This window comes from Streptomyces sp. TE5632 (assembly GCF_054061295.1).
In genome coordinates, this window is sequence record NZ_JBSSEA010000003.1 from 1,031,697 (window position 1) to 1,048,241 (window position 16,545).

Genomic DNA, 16,545 nt, shown 5'->3' on the forward strand with positions numbered 1-16,545 from the left:
TCCTCCCGGAGCATCAGCTCCGGCTCAGTAGATGCTGCGGAGGCCGAGAACATCGCCCTTGCCAAGGGTCCTCGCCCTTGTCGAGCACTCGATCGAACTGCCGAACATCGTGAGGTTGTTGTGCGAGCCATAGATGTCCTTCAGCCCGAAGACGTGCCCGGCCTCATGAGTACCGACGGAGCGGACGTCGTATTTGTTCGAGCAACTGCTGGTCACCTTGTTCGTGAAGTCGTAGTCGTGGGTGTTGAACCGGACATCGGCCTCCCGCAGGTCGTTCTTCACGCCGGGCGTGGGCCAGGACCAGGTGCAAGCGGTCGCGACAACGCCGTTCTTGAGGTTTCCCGCGTCCCAGGTACTCAGCCCATCGCGGTCGGTGCACTGGGAGCTGGTGTTGATGTCGGCCTCGTAGCTCGTCTTGGACAGGTAGTTGGCCTTGTGCGCGTCGACCTGGTCGCTGTAGCCACAGTTGTTGTAGCTCTCGGTGATGGCGTCGAGGGCGTCATAGAACACCCATATGGCGTCATTATGGGACATTCCAGCGGGAAGGCCACCGTCGCCGATGTACCAGTTGTAGGTGCCGTACTCTTTCAGGTCTTTCGTTGCGTACGTCCCGTCGCTGCACGCGCCTGGAGAGCCGGCCGCGTCCACCGCCGCCACCTCGGCACCCTCGCTGGAGTCGGAGGCGTCGGCATCCGTGTCGTCCGCCTCCAGTGTCACGTCCCCCGGCGTCGTGGTCGGGGTCAGCGAGTCGGCGGTGTCGGAGCCCGCGACGGAGGAGTCCGCGCTCTCCGCCTCGGTCAACTCGTAAGAGACGATGCCGTTGGCGTCGACCTCCATGGTGAATCCGTGCGACTCACCGCTGGTGGTGAGCGAGTCGACGCTCACCGCGGTACCCGGCGGGGGCACCGTCACTCCGGCGCCGTCGTACGTGACCACGCGCCCCACCGCGTCACACTTGATCACGGACGAGCCGGCGGGCAGGTCGCGGACGGTCAGCTCCTCTTTCGTAAGCTCACAGACATCCGGCGCCGCCGAGGCCGGATTCGCGCTGCCGGCGACTGCTGACAGTGAAGCAGCAAGCGTGAATGCCATGATCGTTCTGCCTATGAGTCCTGGGTTTCTCCCAGCCACTCTCCACCCCCAAGTATCCGCCCGTGTTCGGGACTTGAACAGATCTTGAGGAGCGTAGCCTTCACGTCATCACAAAAAATGACGAGTTCAGGACAAAAATTAGGGCCCCTCGCCAGGTCGAGCTTCGCCCAGCTCGCCGGAATGGCACGGAAACAGGCAGAGTGCTCATGCTCGGGCTGGTGGCCGCCGACGCAGCGAGCGTGCCGGCCGGCGCCCGGCCGCTGGCCGCGATCACCGAAAGGCCCTGCGCCGGGTCAGCCCCGCCCCGCCGCAATCACCCGCATCGCTCGCGGCGCCCTCCTCCTGCTCCAGCTGGAACACGGCCCCACCACCCGACCGGAGATCACAGACCGCCACGAGACGTCACCGAGAAGGATTCACCCCCACTCACCCCACTGTCCCGAAACCGAGAGATCGCACCGGAGGGCCCGTGTCGAACTTTCCGACACGGGCCCTCCGGTCCTGGCCGCCTCACCACACCCGGCTTTCCCTCGGAGTGCGACCCGTTGCGTGACTCTCAGCCCGACGCGCCACGCGAATCGGCTCTATTCATTGAAAACTCTGCTCTTGGCTATTTCCTTGTGATAGCCGACACCGGTCCAGTAGAGCTTCATCTGGTAGTCGCCGACGGGGCCGACGTCGGAAGCGAACTTGTCGCATCCGGCGTCACCACCATCATCTTCCGACGCCGCGACGTACCAGTCTCCACCGATCGGCTTGTACCACAGCTTGCCTATTACACCCGCACCGTCGGCTTTGGTGTCGCACACCGTGAAGACGTCACCGTTGTCCTTGAAGTAAAAAGATCCCTGACCGTACGCATCGTGGATCTCGATGTCGGTGTAGAGAATCTCGATGTCGCCTTCGACCGCCTCGATGGGCGCGGGAACGCTGTCGGTCTCGGCCGATGCCGACGGCATGGAGAACAGCATGACGGCAGCGAGCGAACCCGCCACTCCGACAGCCCGCCTGATAAGTAAGTTATTCACGGCGTGAACGCTATCCAGAGATCACATAACGGAACAATATACGATCGGCAACGTTGCGATTACCGCCGATTTTCGGCCACGGGAAGCTCCAGGCGGTTCGAGGTGAACCCTCGTCGAGTTCCGCGCTCTGCGCCCTGACCTCCGCGTTTCACTCGCGGCGGCGTCCGGATCTTGACCGGAAGCACGAAAGTGCCTCCCGAACTGGAATGACGAGGCTGGTCGAGGGCTTCTGTCACCACAGCCAGAAGGCGCTTTCTGCGCGCACACCACCGGGCCGCGTCCCGAGCTCGTCGTCTCGGCCGACGGCTGCGGGGCCGTCAGCCGCGCCGGATCCCGTCTGCCGGCCGATCTCGCCGCTGCCACCGGCCTGACCAACGGGTTCACGGATGCGCTGCGCAGGCTGCGACCGCATGGCACCGGGTCCGCCCCTGGCCGGGCCGCCGCCGATCTGGCAGTGATGCTCGCCGACGGGTGAGTCGGCCTCCGCCGAGCCGAAGAAGCTCCGGTACGGCGACCGCCTCGAGAGCTGGATCGCCGACGTCCGACAGGACACCCTGGCCCCGCCGGCGTCCTTCGCCCGAAGCCTCCGCCGTGATTTCAACGCCGTCCGCAACGGCCTGTCCCTGCCACATGGTTCCGGCACCGTGGAGGGCGACATCGACCGGCTGAAGATGCTGAAACGCCGGATGTTCGGCCGGGCCGGGGCCCTACGGGTTTCGTCGACCCGTAGGGCCCCCGGGCGCCGGGTGCACCGTGTCACTCCTCGTCGCGCAGCCGGGCCGCCAAGGCCGTCAGCGGCTCGGTCTCCTCGGTGTGGCCCGCGGCGGTCAGGCGGGAGAGCGCCGCGTCGAGGCGGGTGAGGGCGGGGGCGGGACGTTCCAGGTAGATGCCCTCCACGGCACCGGCGAGGCGGACGCACTCGGCCCACTCGCCGGCGTGCTGCTCCGGCCCCGGCTCGCCGAGCAGGGTGAGGGCCTGCTCCAGGGCGGTCAGGGCGTCCTCGTAGGCACCGGCGTAGGCGTTGACCCGTCCGTGCTCGTAGGCCAGGGCGGTGTCCAGGGAGCGGCCGTGGGCCTCGTACCCGGCGGCGCGGGCCTCGTCGGCGACCCGGCCGGCGTCGGCGAGGAAGGCGCGGGCGTCGGCCAGGCCGTCGGGTCCCTGCTGCTGGGCCTGGAGGCGGGCGAGTTCGCGCAGGGTGTTGCTGAGGTGCTCGTAGCGCGGGGCCCGGGCGTGGGCGGCGAGTGCCTGGTCGGCGGCCTTGCGGGCCTGGCCGAACTCGCCGGACTCGCCGAGGAGTACGGCCGTCTCCGCGGCGATCATGGCGTGGCTTCCCGGGTCGTCGTCCCAGCCGGCCGACTCGGCCGCGAGGGCGACGAACTCCGCGGTGGCGGCCTTGAGGTCGTCCCCCGCGTGCAGCGCGCGGGCGCGGGTCAGGCGCAGCTGGGCGGCGAGCCGGTCGTCCAGCTCCCCGGCGGCGACGTCCGGTTCGGCCAGCAGGGAGTCGAGCAGCGCGATGGCGTCCTCGACGCGGCCCAGATCGAGGCTGAGCTGGGCCGCGTTGCTGTAGGTGCAGAACGCGTCCGTCCGGCGGCCGCGGCGCAGGTCCAGCTCCGCCGAGCGCGTCAGGTGCCGCAGCGCCTCGTCGGGGCGGCCCAGGTGCATGCAGATCTCGGCCAGTTCGGCGTGCAGGCGGGCGGTGTCGACCGCGTCGGCCGGCCAGTCGGCGGCCAGCCGCAGGCCCTCGGACAGGTCCGCGTGCGCGGCCTGCGCGTCCCGGAGGCCGAGGTGGAGCCGGCCCCGCAGGGCGAGCACGCGGGGCAGGTGCCAGGCCGGGCCGTGCTCCTTCAGCCGGTCGAGGAGGCCGTCGGTCTCGGTGAGCGCGGTGGGCAGGTCGCCGGACAGGGCGTATGTGGTGGCCCGCAGCAGCAGGGCCCTGGCGATCTGCCCGGCGAGGTCGTGCCGGGTGGCGAAGGCGTGCAGCAGGTCCACCTCGGCGAGGAGCGGCGCGACGTGCTCCTCGCTCCCCGACGCCTGCAGGCGCAGGCCGAGCGCGGTCGCCCGCAGCCGCAGCAGACGGGCCTCCTGGCCCGGGGTGAGACCGGACGTCTCCTCGTGCAGGCGGACCAGGGAGGTGTGGGCGGTGGTCAGCGCCTCGGTCTTCCCCTGGGCCTTCGCCTCGGGGCCGTCGGCGTCCTCCGTGGGGATCTCGGCGGCGGCGAGCAGGGAGCAGGCGCGGGAGAGTGCCGCGTGACCCGGCAGTCCGGCGTCGTCGTACAGACCCGCGGCCTCCTCGTGGAGGGCGGCGGCGTCGGCGAACTCGTCCTTGTCACCCGCCCAGTTCGCCTCGTCGGCCAGCAGGTCCGCGCGCAGCCGCAGGAGCGGACCCGCGGCCGGGTCGTCGGGGTGCGTGTAGTCGCGGGCGGCGACGAGCGTGCGCAGCCGCGCCCAGCAGGCTTGGGCGTCCGGGTGCGCTTCCTCTTCCAACGACCGTGCCTGGAGAATGAGTTCGGTCAGCGACTCGGGAACGGCGGCGGTCGTACGGGCGGTGGAAGCCGACGCGGCGGCCGGTGCGGCCGGGGTCACGTCGTCGAGGCTGCGGGTGCGCAGGGTCAGTTCCAGCGCGTCGAGGAGCGGGGCCCGGTCGAGGCGGGCGCTCCGGCGGTCGGTGTGGGCGGTGGTCCCGTTGCGGTCGTCGAAGCGGGCGGCGAGGTCGGCGGCGCGGCCGCGCACCTCGGCGCGCAGGCCGGTCACGGTCCAGGTGCGGCCCGGGAACCCGGCGGCGGGCAGTTCGCCGTGGCCGAGGGCCTCGACGCGCTGGAGGAGGACCTCCACACCGGTGAGGAAGTCGAGCTGGTCCTGCGGCGAGTCCACCTCGTCGAACAGGTTCCGGTTCTCGGCGAGCAGTTCCAGGCCGCGTGCCTCGTTGCCGGTCAGCGCGCAGAACTCCAGGTGCCGGCCGACCTCCCCGGACATCGAGGGGTTGCGGCGGCAGCCGCGGTAGCCTGCGAGGTGCAGTTCGCGTGCCCGGTCGGTGCGGCCGGTGCGCAGCAGGGGCAGCAGTGCGTAGGAGGCGGAGCGGGCCGGCTCCTCCTGGCAGGACTCCTTGCCGGCCAGGACGGGCTCCCAGGTGCTCAGCGCCCGCTCGTCGTCGCCCGCCGCCAGGTGGTACAGGGCACGGTCGCAGATCTCGCAGGCCTCGCAGTCGCTGAGCCGGGAGCGGGAGCGGCCCGCCCACAACTCGTAGGCGAGGGCGGTGTCCTCACCGAGGTGGACGGCCAGCCGGTAGGCCTGCCCGTAGTAGGGCTGGAGGTCCAGGCCGGCCTTCTCGTAGCGGTCGCGCATCTCCGTCAGCCACTGGCGCAGGCTGGCCAGCGGTATCTCGGGCAGCGCGCGCAGGGCGCCCGCGACCCACTTGAACCGCCAGAACAGCTGGTGGCGCAGGCGTTCGTCGAAGACGTCCGGCTGCTCGTCGAAGAGGGTGAGCAGACGGGCGAAGACGACGGGCGACTTACGGGGTTCGGAGCCGTAGGTGTAGGCCTCCTGGAGTTCGAGCAGCGCGTCGATCAGCGGGACGGGCTCCGCGAACTGCTCGGCGGCGTCGACGAGTTCCTCGGCGGTGACGGTGCGGGTGCGGCCGTAGGGGCGCCGGTCGTTCTCCCGGAGTGCCTGGTACAGCTCGTCTGTGTTCTGGGGAGGGGATGTGGTCGGCATCGTCAGCTGTCCTTGCGGAGGGCGTGGGCGAGGAGGTCGAGGAAGGAGCGGTTGATGAGGCTCGATTCGGCGGGCCTGAGCGGACGCCGGGACAGCAGCGCGGCCTGCCCGTAGAGGGCTTCGGCGCTGGTGCGGGCCAGTTCGGGCTCGTCGATGGCGACGGCGGTGCGCACCAGCGGGTTGAGCTGGTTGAGGATCAGCTGGGCCCGCGGTGCCTCCTGGCGCAGGGCGCCGAGGATGTCGCCCCACAGGCCGCCCTCCTGCTCACGGGCGAGCTGGGAGCGGGTGCGCTCGTGCCGGGCCTCGCGGCTGTCGACGAGGAGGGCGGGGGCGGAGGCGGGCTGGAAGGTGCGCAGCGCCACGTCGCAGTCGAAGACGGCGAGGGCGTCGCGGGCCAGGGCGAGGTAGGCCGCGGCGGCCAGTTCCGTCTCCCGGTCGACGGGGTCGAGGTGCGCGGTGAGGGTCGCCGGGTCGAGGTCGGCGACGGTGACCTCGGCCCTGATCTCGGGCAGCCGGTGGACCAGTTCACGGTCGTAGGTGTAGCCGCCGTTGACGACGCCGAGCCCGGCCGCCGAGGCGATCGCCGCGACCTGCCGGAACTCCTCCACGCTCGACGTCACCAGCACGGTGCGGTGGGTGCGCGCGAACTCGTCGAGGGTGGTGTGTCCGTCGGTGGTCTCGAACGGCAGCCAGGGCAGCAGCATCCGCAGGATCTCGTCGTCGTGCACGGCGAGCGACTTCACGGCCAGGTGGTGGGCCTGGAGGAAGCGGGCGAGCAGGTCGGGGTCGCTGGCGGCGGCCCGGGCGATCCACGCGCGCAGCCGTTCGGCGAGGGCGTCGCGGACCGCGGTGAGGGTGTCGTCCTCGTACAGGGACTCGCGGGACGCCGTCGGGCGCAGGTTCTCGGCGTCGACGACGCAGCGGACGAAGAACGCCCACTCGGGCAGGATCTCCTCGGCCTGCTCGGACAGCAGCATGCCCTTGACGTGCACGCGGTGCCCGTGCCGGCGCCCGGCCGGCACCGCCTCGGGCAGCACGCACGCGATGCCCTTCAGCCCCACGACCGGCAGGTCCAGCTCGATGGTGTCCAGCGGCGTGAACCCGAAGACCTCCTCGCCGTACGCGGCCAGCGCACGGGAACGGGCGCCCGGCGTCGGGTACGTACGCGCCCAGGGCGCCGCCTCGGGGTTGACCGGCGCGCCCGGACCGTCCGTGCCGTCGGAGAAGGTCACCGGGTGACGCAGCAGGGAGCCGAAGTGCCTTGCCAGGGACTGCACTTGGACCGGACGGGTCCACTCGGCCGCGTCGGCGCGCGGCGTCAGCGTGACGGTGGTGCCGGGCCGGGGGCGGGCGGAGGCGGGCAGGGTACGGACGGTGTAGCTGCCGTCGCCGCGCCCCCGCCACTCCACGGCGGGCGCGTCGGGGGTGCGGGCGGACCGGCTCAATACGTGGATCTCGTCCGCGACCAAAAAGCAGGAGAGCAGGCCGATGCCGAACTGGCCGATGAAGTCGCCGCGTTGCTCGACGATCTTCCCCCAGCCTCGAATGGGCTCGTCCGGGGGGACCCCCATGGCGCGCTTGCTGCTGCGGCCGATCGTGGCGAGGAAGGTGTGCACGTCGGCCTCGGTGAGACCGACGCCGTCGTCCTCGACGCGTACCACCGAACCGTCGGCGTACAGGCGGATGCCGAAGGCGTCGGCGGGGGCGGCCGGTTCGAGGCCGTGCCGGGCGGTCAGCGCGTCCACCGCGTTCTGCATCAGTTCGCGCAGGTAGACGCGGGGGCTGGAGTAGAGGTGGTGGGAGAGGAGGTCGACGAGGCCGCGCAGATCCACCTGGAAGGTGCGGTCGGCGCCGGCCGGGTTCGGGGCGGTGTCGGGCAGAGTCATCGGGCAGTCCGGGGTGAGGAGTTCGAGAGGGGCGGGTGCGGGCTCAGGCGCGGCGCTGGCGGCGGGCGAACTGCTTCTCGGGCTCCGCGAAGTAGGTCCAGGGCCAGGTGGTGTGGGCGCCGTCCAGCTCGTGGAACACGCGCCGGCAGACGGTGCTCTCGGAGGCGAGCGACAGGGCCATGGCGAACATGTTGAAGTCGTGCTGCCAGCCCGGGCGCCGCTCGTAGTCGGGGTGCAGGATGCTGCGCCGGGCGGCCTCCGCCAACTCCGCATGGATCTCGGGCGTGTCGAGGCACTCGGACTCGTCCGACTCCACCCAGTCCTCGATGTGGGCCATGGCGACCGCACAGCCGAGAGGATGGCCGTCGGGCGCGCCGGCGAACGCCTCGCGGGCGAACGCCAGGGCCTGCCCCTGCTCGCCGCCCCAGCGCGGCTGCAACTGCGACACCCACTCGAGGTGGCTCGACAGGTCCAGCGGGTCGCGGCGCAGGGCGGCGTCCAGCCGGGTCTCGTTGACGGCGCGGCCCAGAGACATGCCGCGCCCGGAGGTGAGGAGATGACGCCACGGCGTGACCCACTCCGGCCGCAGCTCGGCGGCCTCGAACAGGTGCTCCTCGGCGGTGCGCAGCCGCTCGTGGAAGATCCGCCACTGCTCCTGCGTGACGTCCACGGCCCGCGCGCTGGTGCGTGCCTCCCAGCCCCATCTGATGTGGCGCGCCCCGGATATCAGCAGGGCCGTCGCCCGGTGCTCCTTGTCCTCCTCGACGGCGCGGCCGATCCACTCCTCCACACCGTCCAGCACGGCCAGTTCACCGAGGACGTGGTGGTCGCGGCCGAGGTCGAAGGGGGCCAGCGCCTCCTTCACCGCCTCCCACTCACCCGCGTCGGCCGCCTCCACCAGCGCCAGCACCCGCACGTCCCCGAGCGCGCGCAGCGTGTACATCCCGTTCTTCTTGCGCGGGACGGGAAGGGCGTACGGATCCGCCCCCGCCGCACTCTCCCCGCCCCTGCCGAACAGCTTGCCGAACATGCCGCGCCCTCCCTGGCCCCGCGTGATCATCCGGTGCAGCATAAGCGGCCCCACCGACATCGCTTCCACGGCTTTTTCACCGGCACTTCACGGGGCCGTCGGGGCACGGGGCCGCCCCCCGGGAGGACTACTCCCGTCCGGCGGACGTGGACGTCCGCGCCGTGTTCGCCCATCGGGCGCCCGGTGCCGCCGCCGTGATCCTGCCCTCGGTCGTCATGGCCCGGACCTCTCCGACGCCGGGGCGCCCCCGGCGTCCGCGTAGAAGCTGATCTTCCGGTCGAGTACGGCGAGGGTGCCCTGGAGTTCCGCGATCCGGGCGAGCACGTCCTCGCGGGTCGCCGTCAGCAGGTCGAGGCGGTCGCCGTAGGTGTGGTCGCCCTCCCGCACCAGTTCCGCGTACCGCACCATGTCCGCGACCGGCATACCGGTCAGGCGGAGCTTGCCGACGAGGGCCAGCCAGTCGAGGTCGCGGCTGCTGTAGCGGCGCTGACCGGTGTGCGACCGGTCGATGTGCGGCATCAGGCCGATGCGCTCGTACCAGCGCAGAGTGTGGGCCGACAGCCCGGTCAGGGCGGCGACCTCGCTGATCGTGTACGTGTCCCGGCCGTCCGGCCGCCGCTCGCCCTGCGGTGGGCCGGCGCAGATGTCGGCCCTGGTCCCCGCACTCTCACCCATGGTCTCCGTCACCGTCATGCACTCCACGCTAGATCCCTGGAGTGCGCTCCAGGCAACCGCGACCGGTGAGAAACGGCGGGACGACGGGCGCACCGGCTGAACAGCATGGCGGGCATGACTCTCGTACGCCGCGCCGTGCCCAAGGACGCGGAGGAAGTACTGCGGCTGCGCCAGGTGATGATCGACTCGATGCCCCACGCCTCGCCCTCCACGGACTGGCACGCCGACTCCCTGCCCGTACTGCGCGCCAGGCTGGCCGAGACGGACGGCAGCTTCGCGGCGTTCGTGGTGGACCACCCGGACCGGCGCGGGTTGGCGACGCTGGCGGCCGGCACGATCGACTACCGCATCGGCGGCGCGCACAACCCGTACGGCATCGACGGCTACGTGTTCAGCGTCGCCACCGACCCGGACGCCCGCCGCCGGGGTCATGCGCGCGCCTGCGTGGAGGCGCTGCTCGTGTGGTTCCGCGAGCGGGGCGCCCGCCGCGTCCGCCTCACCGCGTCCCCGCAGGCCGAGCCGTTGTACGCCTCCCTGGGCTTCACGCGGAGGCCGGACCCGTTGCTGGAGCTGCGGCTCTGAGCGCTTAGGCTCGACGGCATGTCGTTGAAGAGCCTCGCGTTGATCGAGAACTGGCCGGTTCCCACCGCCGCGGCGGGTGTCGTCCGGGCGGACGGCACCGTCCTGGGCACCCACGGACCGGCCGGAGACCGCTTCCCGCTCGCCTCGGTCACCAAGCCGCTCGCCGCCTACGCGGTGCTCGTGGCGTACGAGGAGGGCGCGATCGAGCTGGACGAGCCGGCCGGCCCCTCCGGCGCCACGGTCCGCCACCTCCTCGCCCACACCTCGGGCCTCGCCTTCGACGAGCACCGGGTGACCTCCGCGCCCGGCGAGCGCCGCCTGTACTCGAACGTCGGGTTCGATCAGCTGGGCGACCACATCACGAAGGCGACGGAGATCCCGTTCGCCGAGTACCTGCGGCAGGCGGTGCTGGAGCCGCTGGGGATGACGTCGACGTCGCTGGAGGGCTCCCCGGCGAAGGACGCCGTCTCCACGGTGGACGACCTCCTGCGCTTCGCCGCCGAGATCCAGACCCCGCGCCTCCTCGACCCGCGCACCGTCGCCGAGGCGATGACGGTCCAGTACCCGGGCACCAAGGGCGTCCTGCCGGGCTACGGCCACCAGAACCCCAACGACTGGGGCCTCGGCTTCGAGATCCGCGACTCCAAGTCCCCCCACTGGACGGGAGCTTCGTCCTCACCGGGCGCCTTCGGCCACTTCGGCCAGTCGGGCACGTTCCTGTGGATCGACCCGACCGCGGGGGTGGCCTGCGCCGCCCTCACCGACCGCGCCTTCGGCCCCTGGGCCGTCGAGGCCTGGCCGCCCTTCACGGACGCGGTGCTGGCGGAACTGCGCGGCTGAGAACCCCGCACCGACCGCCGCGACACCAGGGCGCGGTCCCGCCGCCCCGTGCGACGGGACCCGCCACCCTCTACCTCGGCGACGCGGCGCCACGATCCGCCCGGCGCAGCTCACCGGCCACCAGGACGGCGCACGCGGCACCGGCGAGGAGCACGCCTGAGACCGTGATCCAGACGCGCCGATCGGCCTCCAGGACGACCTGGTACTGCTCGTGGGAGAGCTCGACCGTGCCGCGTGCGTACGGTGTGGTGTCGAGGGCGTAGTACCGCCCGTCCTTCACCTCGGCGGCCTGCAGGTTCCCTTCCTGCCCCTTGCCGAGGAACGTCATCCCCACCCCCGACAGAACCATTACCGCAAGCCCCACCTGCACCCGGCCGGGAAGACACCGGAAGGCCTGCCAGGCCAAGGATTTGTCCACGCGTGCCAGGAGGAGGCGCGCCACAGCGGATATGACGATCGGGAGGAACAGGAAGGCGACCAGTGCCAGCGGCCCCTTCGCCGTGGCCAGCGGCAGGACTCCCGGCAGCCAGGTGAGCCCGGCCAGTACCAGCAGAACGGCGCCCAGCCCGGCCGCGAGACCGCCGTGCACCTTGAACGACCACCCCATGATCCGCAGCCTGCCACAGGCACCGCTCCAGGCCGCCACCGGGTTCCGGCAGCGACCACCACAGCACTCGTCACAGCAGGTGCGCGAACTCCTTCTCCGCTGAGGAAGGTCCTCGAACTCCCGACCCGGCGCAAGGGTCCCGTTCGGCGCCGTGAACCGGATTCACGACGAGGGCGGTCCCCCTGGACGGACACCCGTGATCAGTTTTCACTCGGCGGGTTCAGGTATGTGGGACGTGACGGAGTCGATGTGGATTCTCGGGTCGTCCGGCAGGACACCTTCGAAGGACGCACCCATGACGGTTGTTTCCGAGGCTGTCTGGCCCGGGGCTACGTCCTGGAACGCGAAGTTGTTGGTCGTCACCCAGTCCGTTCCGTTGCCGACACTGACCTTGACGTTTATGTTGCGGGTTTTGTCGATGGTGTTGGTGATGTTGCAGGTGACATTGACACCGGTCTCCTCGACGGTGGCCCGGACCTCCGCGTTGCCGAGCGTGACGATCTTCGTCTTCCCCTGATAGCTGATGACCGGTGACGGTTCCGGGCTGGCTCTGGGGGGCGCCGGAGCATGTGAGGCGCTGCTCTCCGCCGCGGGAGAATCAGGCCTTGCGTCAGGAGGGGAACTCTCACTGTCCGAGCATCCGGTGAGCAGTGCCGTGACGAGGAGTGCTGCGCCCCATGACGCGGGGCGCAGCGTGTGGAGAGAGGACATTGCAGGAGCCTATGGTGAGGCAGCCGTCGAAGACGACCTTGCTTCCGGCCTTCTCGGCATCATGGCGCGCCTCTGGTCCGCCCGCGCCCGGACAGGAGCGCGAACAGGAGGAGCTCTGGGGAGGTGCCGTCCCCGGAGGTGGCATACCCACGTAAAAGCGTGAGCACTTTGGCCACTGTTGTCCCCATGGCGCTCATTTGAGCCCCTACGTGACACTTGCCTGCTGACTGCTCACGCTTTTCGGCAAGACATCCACGTCCGCACCCGCAGTGGGGCGGGACTTTGAGTTCCAGGACGATGCTGCGCACAGAACTGAAGCTTCCTTTGAGCTGCGCGACCGTCAGGAGCCCGGTCGGCGGCGCCGGAATCCGCGCCGGGCGTCCTCGCCGGAGTCGGTCTACCGGTCCCGGGCCGGTGTCCTCGGCTGGAGGATCTCGCTCATCGAGTCCTCGCGCCAGCGCTTCAGGAGTCGGTGGAAGGCGTGGGCACCGTGGGGGTAGGCGGTGGGGCCGTTGGGACGGCCTCGGCCTTCGCGGTTGTAGTAGCCGGGGGTGCACTCCGCGTGGAACCACTCGTGGTCGGGGGCGTCCTTCGCCAGGGCGGCGAGCCAGGCGTCCTCGGCCTCGCGCGACGGTTCGACGAGGGCGCCCTCGGCTTCGGCGGCCGCGACGAGGGCGGCGGCGTGGACGGCCTGTTCGTCCAGGACGTGGGTGAAGTTGACGCTGCTGGCGTTCTGCGGCGAGCCCATCTGGATCAGGTTCGGGAAGCCGTTGCTGGTGAAGCCGTGCAGGGTGCGCGGGCCCCGGCTCGCCCAGGCGTGCAGGAGCTGGGTGCCGCCCCGGCCGTGGACGGGGAGCCTGCCGGAGAGGATGCCGGAGGTGCCGACGGAGAAGCCCGTGGCGAAGATCAGGCAGTCGAGTTCGTAGGTGGTGCCGCCCACGACGACGCCGTGCTCGGTGACGCGCTCGATGCCGTGGGTGTCCGAGGTGTCGACCAGGGTGACGTTGTCACGGTTGAAGGCGTCGTAGTACTGGTCGGAGAAGGTCGGGCGCTTGCAGGCGTACCGGTACCAGGGCTTGAGCCTCTCCGCCGTGTCCGGGTCGGTGACGGTCTGCTCGACACGGGCCCGGAGTTCGTTCATCTTGGCGGCGTCGGCGACCTCGTAGGCGGCTTCGAACGCCTCCCGGTCGCCCTGGCGGCGGAAGCTCGGCAGGAGCTTCTCCAGGAGGCCGGCCGACTCGGTCCAGCGGTCCGCCACCAGGTCCTGGTCGGCCGGTTCACCGGAGACGATGCGGAGGTAGTTCTCCCGGCGCTCGTGCGCCCAGCCCTCGCGGTCGGCGCCGACGTCCCGGGCGGTGGTACGGCGGTTGGCGCGCACGTCCACGGTGGAGGGGGTGCGCTGGAACACGTGGACGTGTCCGGCGTCCTCGGCCAGCATCGGGATGACCTGGATGCCGGTGGCGCCGGTGCCGACGACGCCCACCCGCTTGCCCGCGAGGCCGGTCATGCCGCCGCCCGGGGTGCCTCCGGTGTAGGCGTAGTCCCACCGCGAGGTGTGGACTCGGACGGCAACCTCTGTCAGGGGCTGCACGTCCGGCCCGCGATGGTCGTGTACGACCGGCACGGTGAGCGTCTGGCGACGGTCGAGGTGCCCGCCCGCGCCGCCGCGGGCCTGGAGTCGGCGACGAACGTGGCGATCACGCCCGGCGGGACCAAGGCGTACATGACCGTCAGCGGACCCGCCGGTGGATACCTGTACACCTTCGACGCGTTGGCGGAAGGCACCCGGCAGTCCAACGGCGGCTGACCGCACCCGACTCCTGCGCCCTCACCGCTCGAAGGGCCGCACCGGCCCCACCTCGACGCCGAGGAGCCGCCAGGCCGCGAGCGCCCTGCGCTCCCGCTCCTCGCGGGAGGGGCCGGTGACGGCACCGGAGACCATGGCGACGGCGATCCCGAGGTCGTTCGCGGCGCTCAGCCGATGGCCGCCGCCCGGCAGGTGGGCGCGCAGGGCGCGTTCGACCCGCCGGGACAGGCCCAGGGCGTGCGCGCGGACACCGGAGCCGCCGGCCACCTCGTCGGCGTGCAGGAGGCCGATGAACGCCGCCGACTCCGTCAGATGCCAGGTCAGCACACCGAGTACGTCGGCGAAGGTCGCGTCCTCGGCGGCGGCCGCCTGCTCGACCTGCCGGACGTTCTCCTCCAGCACCGCGGTCGTCACGGCGGCCCGGTCGGGAAAGTGCCGTTACAGGACGCCCTGCCCGACCCCGGCGCGCCGCGCGATCGCGGACAGCGGGGCGTCCAGGCCGTGCTCGGCGTAGATCTCCCGGGCGGCGGTGATCAGCGCCGCGCGGTTGCGGGCGGCGGCCTTGGGCCCGTCGTTCGCGGGCCGCCGCCGCTGGTCCGGCACGGGATGCTGCGTCATCCGGGCAGGGTACGACACCACCCGCCCGACCCCGCCGGTCCAGGCGCAGGCTTGACATCACAGGGGCCGCCGGAAGACATCGGCACGATTCCGCGAGGCCCACTGTGACAGTGATCTCGTTTACCCAACGCATCTGGGGCGTTTGGTGACCTTGTGTCAGCCCCTGCTTGTGGCACGCAAGTTAAGACACGCTGGAGCCTCTTGTGCAATCCGCGTAGACCCTTCAATCTTTCGGCTGGCGACAGGGAAAAGCAGACACGGACACAGCGCCCGGGTTTGGCATGTACCTGACTCACTCCTGTCCGGAGGAAGAACCGGTCCAGGCGTTCGCTTCGTGTGCCCCCCCCACCCGACTCACCACCTGTCGAGAAGGAACCCCCAGATGGCAGTGATGCGAAACACCAAGCGGAGAACGCTCGTAGGAATCTGCTCCGTCGCCGCGGCCGCTCTCACCGGTGGTCTCTTCACCGCTCTCCCCGCGAGCGCCGCCGAGCCCGTCGGGACGATCGCCTACGCGGACGCGCCGAACGCGGTCGAGGACAGCTACATCGTCACCCTCAAGCCGGCCACCGAGGCCGGTTCCGCCCAGGGCAAGGGCGTCGCGAAGAAGTACGGCGCCGAGGTCGAGCACACCTTCCGCGAGGCCGTCAACGGCTACACCGTCGAGGCCACCGAGGCCGAGGCCGCCAAGCTGGCCGCCGACCCGTCGGTCGCACTGGTCGAGCAGAACCGCACCGTCACCACCCAGGCGACGCAGACCAACCCGCCGTCCTGGGGCCTGGACCGCATCGACCAGACCGCGCTGCCGCTGAACAGCTCCTACACGTACGACGACACGGCCGGCCAGGGCGTCACCGCCTACATCATCGACACCGGTGTGCGCATCTCCCACAGCGACTTCGGCGGCCGCGCCCGCAACGGCTACGACGCCGTCGACAACGACAACGTCGCCCAGGACGGCAACGGCCACGGCACCCACGTCGCCGGCACCGTCGCGGGCAGCGCCCACGGCGTCGCCAAGAAGGCCTCCATCGTCGGCGTCCGGGTCCTCGACAACAACGGCTCCGGCACCACCGCCGGTGTGATCAAGGGCGTCGACTGGGTCGCCGCCAACGCGGTCCTGCCGGCCGTCGCCAACATGTCGCTCGGCGGCGGCGCCAGCGCCACCCTGGACACCGCGGTGCGCAACGCCATCTCCGCCGGCGTCACCTTCGCCGTCGCCGCGGGCAACGAGTCGACCACGGCCACCGGTTCACCGGCCCGTGTGTCCGAGGCGATCACCGTCGGCGCCACCACCAGCACGGATGCCCGCGCCAGCTACTCCAACTACGGCTCGAACCTGGACATCTTCGCCCCGGGCTCGTCCATCACCTCCGCCTGGCACACCGGCGACAGCGCCACCAACTCCATCTCCGGCACCTCGATGGCCACCCCGCACGTCGCGGGCGCCGCGGCGCTGTACCTCGCGGACAACCGGTCCGCCACCCCCGCGCAGGTCGCCTCCGCGCTGGTCGCGGGCTCCGTCTCCGGCGCCGTCACGAACCCGGGCACCGGTTCCCCGAACCGCCTGCTGTACGTCGGCAGCGGCGGCACCACCCCTCCGCCGCCCGGCAAGACCTTCACCAACTCCTCGGACTACACGATCAGCGACCGGTCGACCGTCGAGTCCCCGATCACCGTCACCGGCGTCTCCGGCAACGCCCCGTCGGCCCTGCAGGTGCCGGTGAACATCGTCCACACCTACATAGGTGACCTGACGGTCCAGCTGGTCGCGCCCGACGGCTCGGTCTACACCCTCAAGTCGGTGGGCACCGGCGGCTCCACGGACAACATCAACACCACCTACACCGTGAACGCCTCCTCGGAGACGGCCAACGGCACGTGGAAGCTCCGGGTCACGGACAGCTACTCCGGCGACACCGGCTACATCAACAGCTGGGGCCTGACGTTCTGACCCC

General features: G+C 71.0%; 11 protein-coding genes and 3 pseudogenes. 4 read left to right on the forward strand and 10 right to left on the reverse strand.

Features of this window, described 5'->3' with window-relative positions:
* Positions 1–24: 24 nt before the first annotated feature.
* The 6 genes from ACVW19_RS09880 to ACVW19_RS09905 all read right to left on the reverse strand — a co-directional run bounded on the left by ACVW19_RS09880 (position 25) and on the right by ACVW19_RS09905 (position 9,440).
* Positions 25–1,131: a matrixin family metalloprotease gene (locus tag ACVW19_RS09880; RefSeq protein ID WP_457458471.1), complete on the reverse strand. Its 1,107-nt coding sequence runs from the start codon at positions 1,129–1,131 to the stop codon at positions 25–27.
* A gap of 545 nt (positions 1,132–1,676) precedes the next feature.
* A complete protein-coding gene (locus ACVW19_RS09885; RefSeq protein ID WP_457458473.1) occupies positions 1,677–2,120 on the reverse strand; it encodes a hypothetical protein in 444 nt (147 codons plus the stop codon).
* A 756-nt stretch (positions 2,121–2,876) separates the two neighbouring features.
* Complete coding sequence (locus ACVW19_RS09890) at positions 2,877–5,831, reverse strand: hypothetical protein (protein WP_457458475.1); 2,955 nt, start codon at positions 5,829–5,831, stop codon at positions 2,877–2,879.
* A 2-nt stretch (positions 5,832–5,833) separates the two neighbouring features.
* The gene (locus ACVW19_RS09895; protein WP_457458476.1) at positions 5,834–7,717 is read right to left on the reverse strand and encodes an HSP90 family protein; all 1,884 of its coding nucleotides are present in this window, start codon (positions 7,715–7,717) and stop codon (positions 5,834–5,836) included.
* A 43-nt stretch (positions 7,718–7,760) separates the two neighbouring features.
* A complete protein-coding gene (locus ACVW19_RS09900; protein ID WP_457464519.1) occupies positions 7,761–8,747 on the reverse strand; it encodes a hypothetical protein in 987 nt (328 codons plus the stop codon).
* 213 nt (positions 8,748–8,960) lie between these two features.
* The gene (locus ACVW19_RS09905) at positions 8,961–9,440 is read right to left on the reverse strand and encodes a MerR family transcriptional regulator (protein ID WP_457458478.1); all 480 of its coding nucleotides are present in this window, start codon (positions 9,438–9,440) and stop codon (positions 8,961–8,963) included.
* A gap of 96 nt (positions 9,441–9,536) precedes the next feature.
* Here ACVW19_RS09905 and ACVW19_RS09910 point away from each other — a divergent pair, with 96 nt between their 5' ends.
* Both ACVW19_RS09910 and ACVW19_RS09915 read left to right on the forward strand, forming a co-directional pair.
* The gene (locus ACVW19_RS09910) at positions 9,537–10,004 is read left to right on the forward strand and encodes a GNAT family N-acetyltransferase (protein WP_457458480.1); all 468 of its coding nucleotides are present in this window, start codon (positions 9,537–9,539) and stop codon (positions 10,002–10,004) included.
* A gap of 18 nt (positions 10,005–10,022) precedes the next feature.
* Positions 10,023–10,844, forward strand: a complete 822-nt coding sequence (locus ACVW19_RS09915) for a serine hydrolase domain-containing protein (protein WP_457458482.1) — start codon at positions 10,023–10,025, stop codon at positions 10,842–10,844.
* 70 nt (positions 10,845–10,914) lie between these two features.
* Here the strand turns inward: ACVW19_RS09915 and ACVW19_RS09920 are convergent, their stop codons facing one another.
* The 3 genes and pseudogenes from ACVW19_RS09920 to ACVW19_RS09930 all read right to left on the reverse strand — a co-directional run.
* Positions 10,915–11,451: a hypothetical protein gene (locus ACVW19_RS09920; RefSeq protein WP_457458484.1), complete on the reverse strand. Its 537-nt coding sequence runs from the start codon at positions 11,449–11,451 to the stop codon at positions 10,915–10,917.
* Positions 11,452–11,658: 207 nt separating this feature from the next.
* A complete protein-coding gene (locus ACVW19_RS09925; RefSeq protein WP_457458486.1) occupies positions 11,659–12,162 on the reverse strand; it encodes a hypothetical protein in 504 nt (167 codons plus the stop codon).
* 397 nt (positions 12,163–12,559) lie between these two features.
* Positions 12,560–13,720, reverse strand: a pseudogene (locus ACVW19_RS09930) (flavin-containing monooxygenase); the annotation flags it as partial.
* Here ACVW19_RS09930 and ACVW19_RS09935 point away from each other — a divergent pair.
* Positions 13,718–13,969 (forward strand): annotated as a pseudogene (locus ACVW19_RS09935) (SMP-30/gluconolactonase/LRE family protein); the annotation flags it as partial. The pseudogenes ACVW19_RS09930 and ACVW19_RS09935 overlap by 3 nt on opposite strands.
* Positions 13,970–13,990: 21 nt before the next feature.
* On the opposite strand, the pseudogene ACVW19_RS09940 reads toward ACVW19_RS09935, so the two are convergent.
* Positions 13,991–14,587 (reverse strand): annotated as a pseudogene (locus ACVW19_RS09940) (TetR/AcrR family transcriptional regulator).
* A gap of 382 nt (positions 14,588–14,969) precedes the next feature.
* Between ACVW19_RS09940 and ACVW19_RS09945 the strand changes: the two are divergent.
* Positions 14,970–16,541, forward strand: coding sequence for a S8 family peptidase (locus ACVW19_RS09945; RefSeq protein ID WP_457458488.1), 1,572 nt, complete (start codon positions 14,970–14,972; stop codon positions 16,539–16,541).
* The last annotated feature ends 4 nt before the right edge of the window (positions 16,542–16,545 follow it).

Excerpts from the sequence above, each read along its gene's own strand:
- ACVW19_RS09925 (WP_457458486.1), bottom strand. The coding sequence starts at position 12,162 with ATGTCCTCTCTCCACACGCTGCGCCCCGCGTCATGGGGCGCAGCACTC.
- ACVW19_RS09920 (WP_457458484.1), bottom strand. The coding sequence starts at position 11,451 with ATGGGGTGGTCGTTCAAGGTGCACGGCGGTCTCGCGGCCGGGCTGGGC.
- ACVW19_RS09910 (WP_457458480.1), top strand. The coding sequence starts at position 9,537 with ATGACTCTCGTACGCCGCGCCGTGCCCAAGGACGCGGAGGAAGTACTG.
- ACVW19_RS09890 (WP_457458475.1), bottom strand. The coding sequence starts at position 5,831 with ATGCCGACCACATCCCCTCCCCAGAACACAGACGAGCTGTACCAGGCA.
- ACVW19_RS09895 (WP_457458476.1), bottom strand. The coding sequence starts at position 7,717 with ATGACTCTGCCCGACACCGCCCCGAACCCGGCCGGCGCCGACCGCACC.
- ACVW19_RS09900 (WP_457464519.1), bottom strand. The coding sequence starts at position 8,747 with ATGTTCGGCAAGCTGTTCGGCAGGGGCGGGGAGAGTGCGGCGGGGGCG.
- ACVW19_RS09905 (WP_457458478.1), bottom strand. The coding sequence starts at position 9,440 with ATGACGGTGACGGAGACCATGGGTGAGAGTGCGGGGACCAGGGCCGAC.
- ACVW19_RS09915 (WP_457458482.1), top strand. The coding sequence starts at position 10,023 with ATGTCGTTGAAGAGCCTCGCGTTGATCGAGAACTGGCCGGTTCCCACC.
- ACVW19_RS09945 (WP_457458488.1), top strand. The coding sequence starts at position 14,970 with ATGGCAGTGATGCGAAACACCAAGCGGAGAACGCTCGTAGGAATCTGC.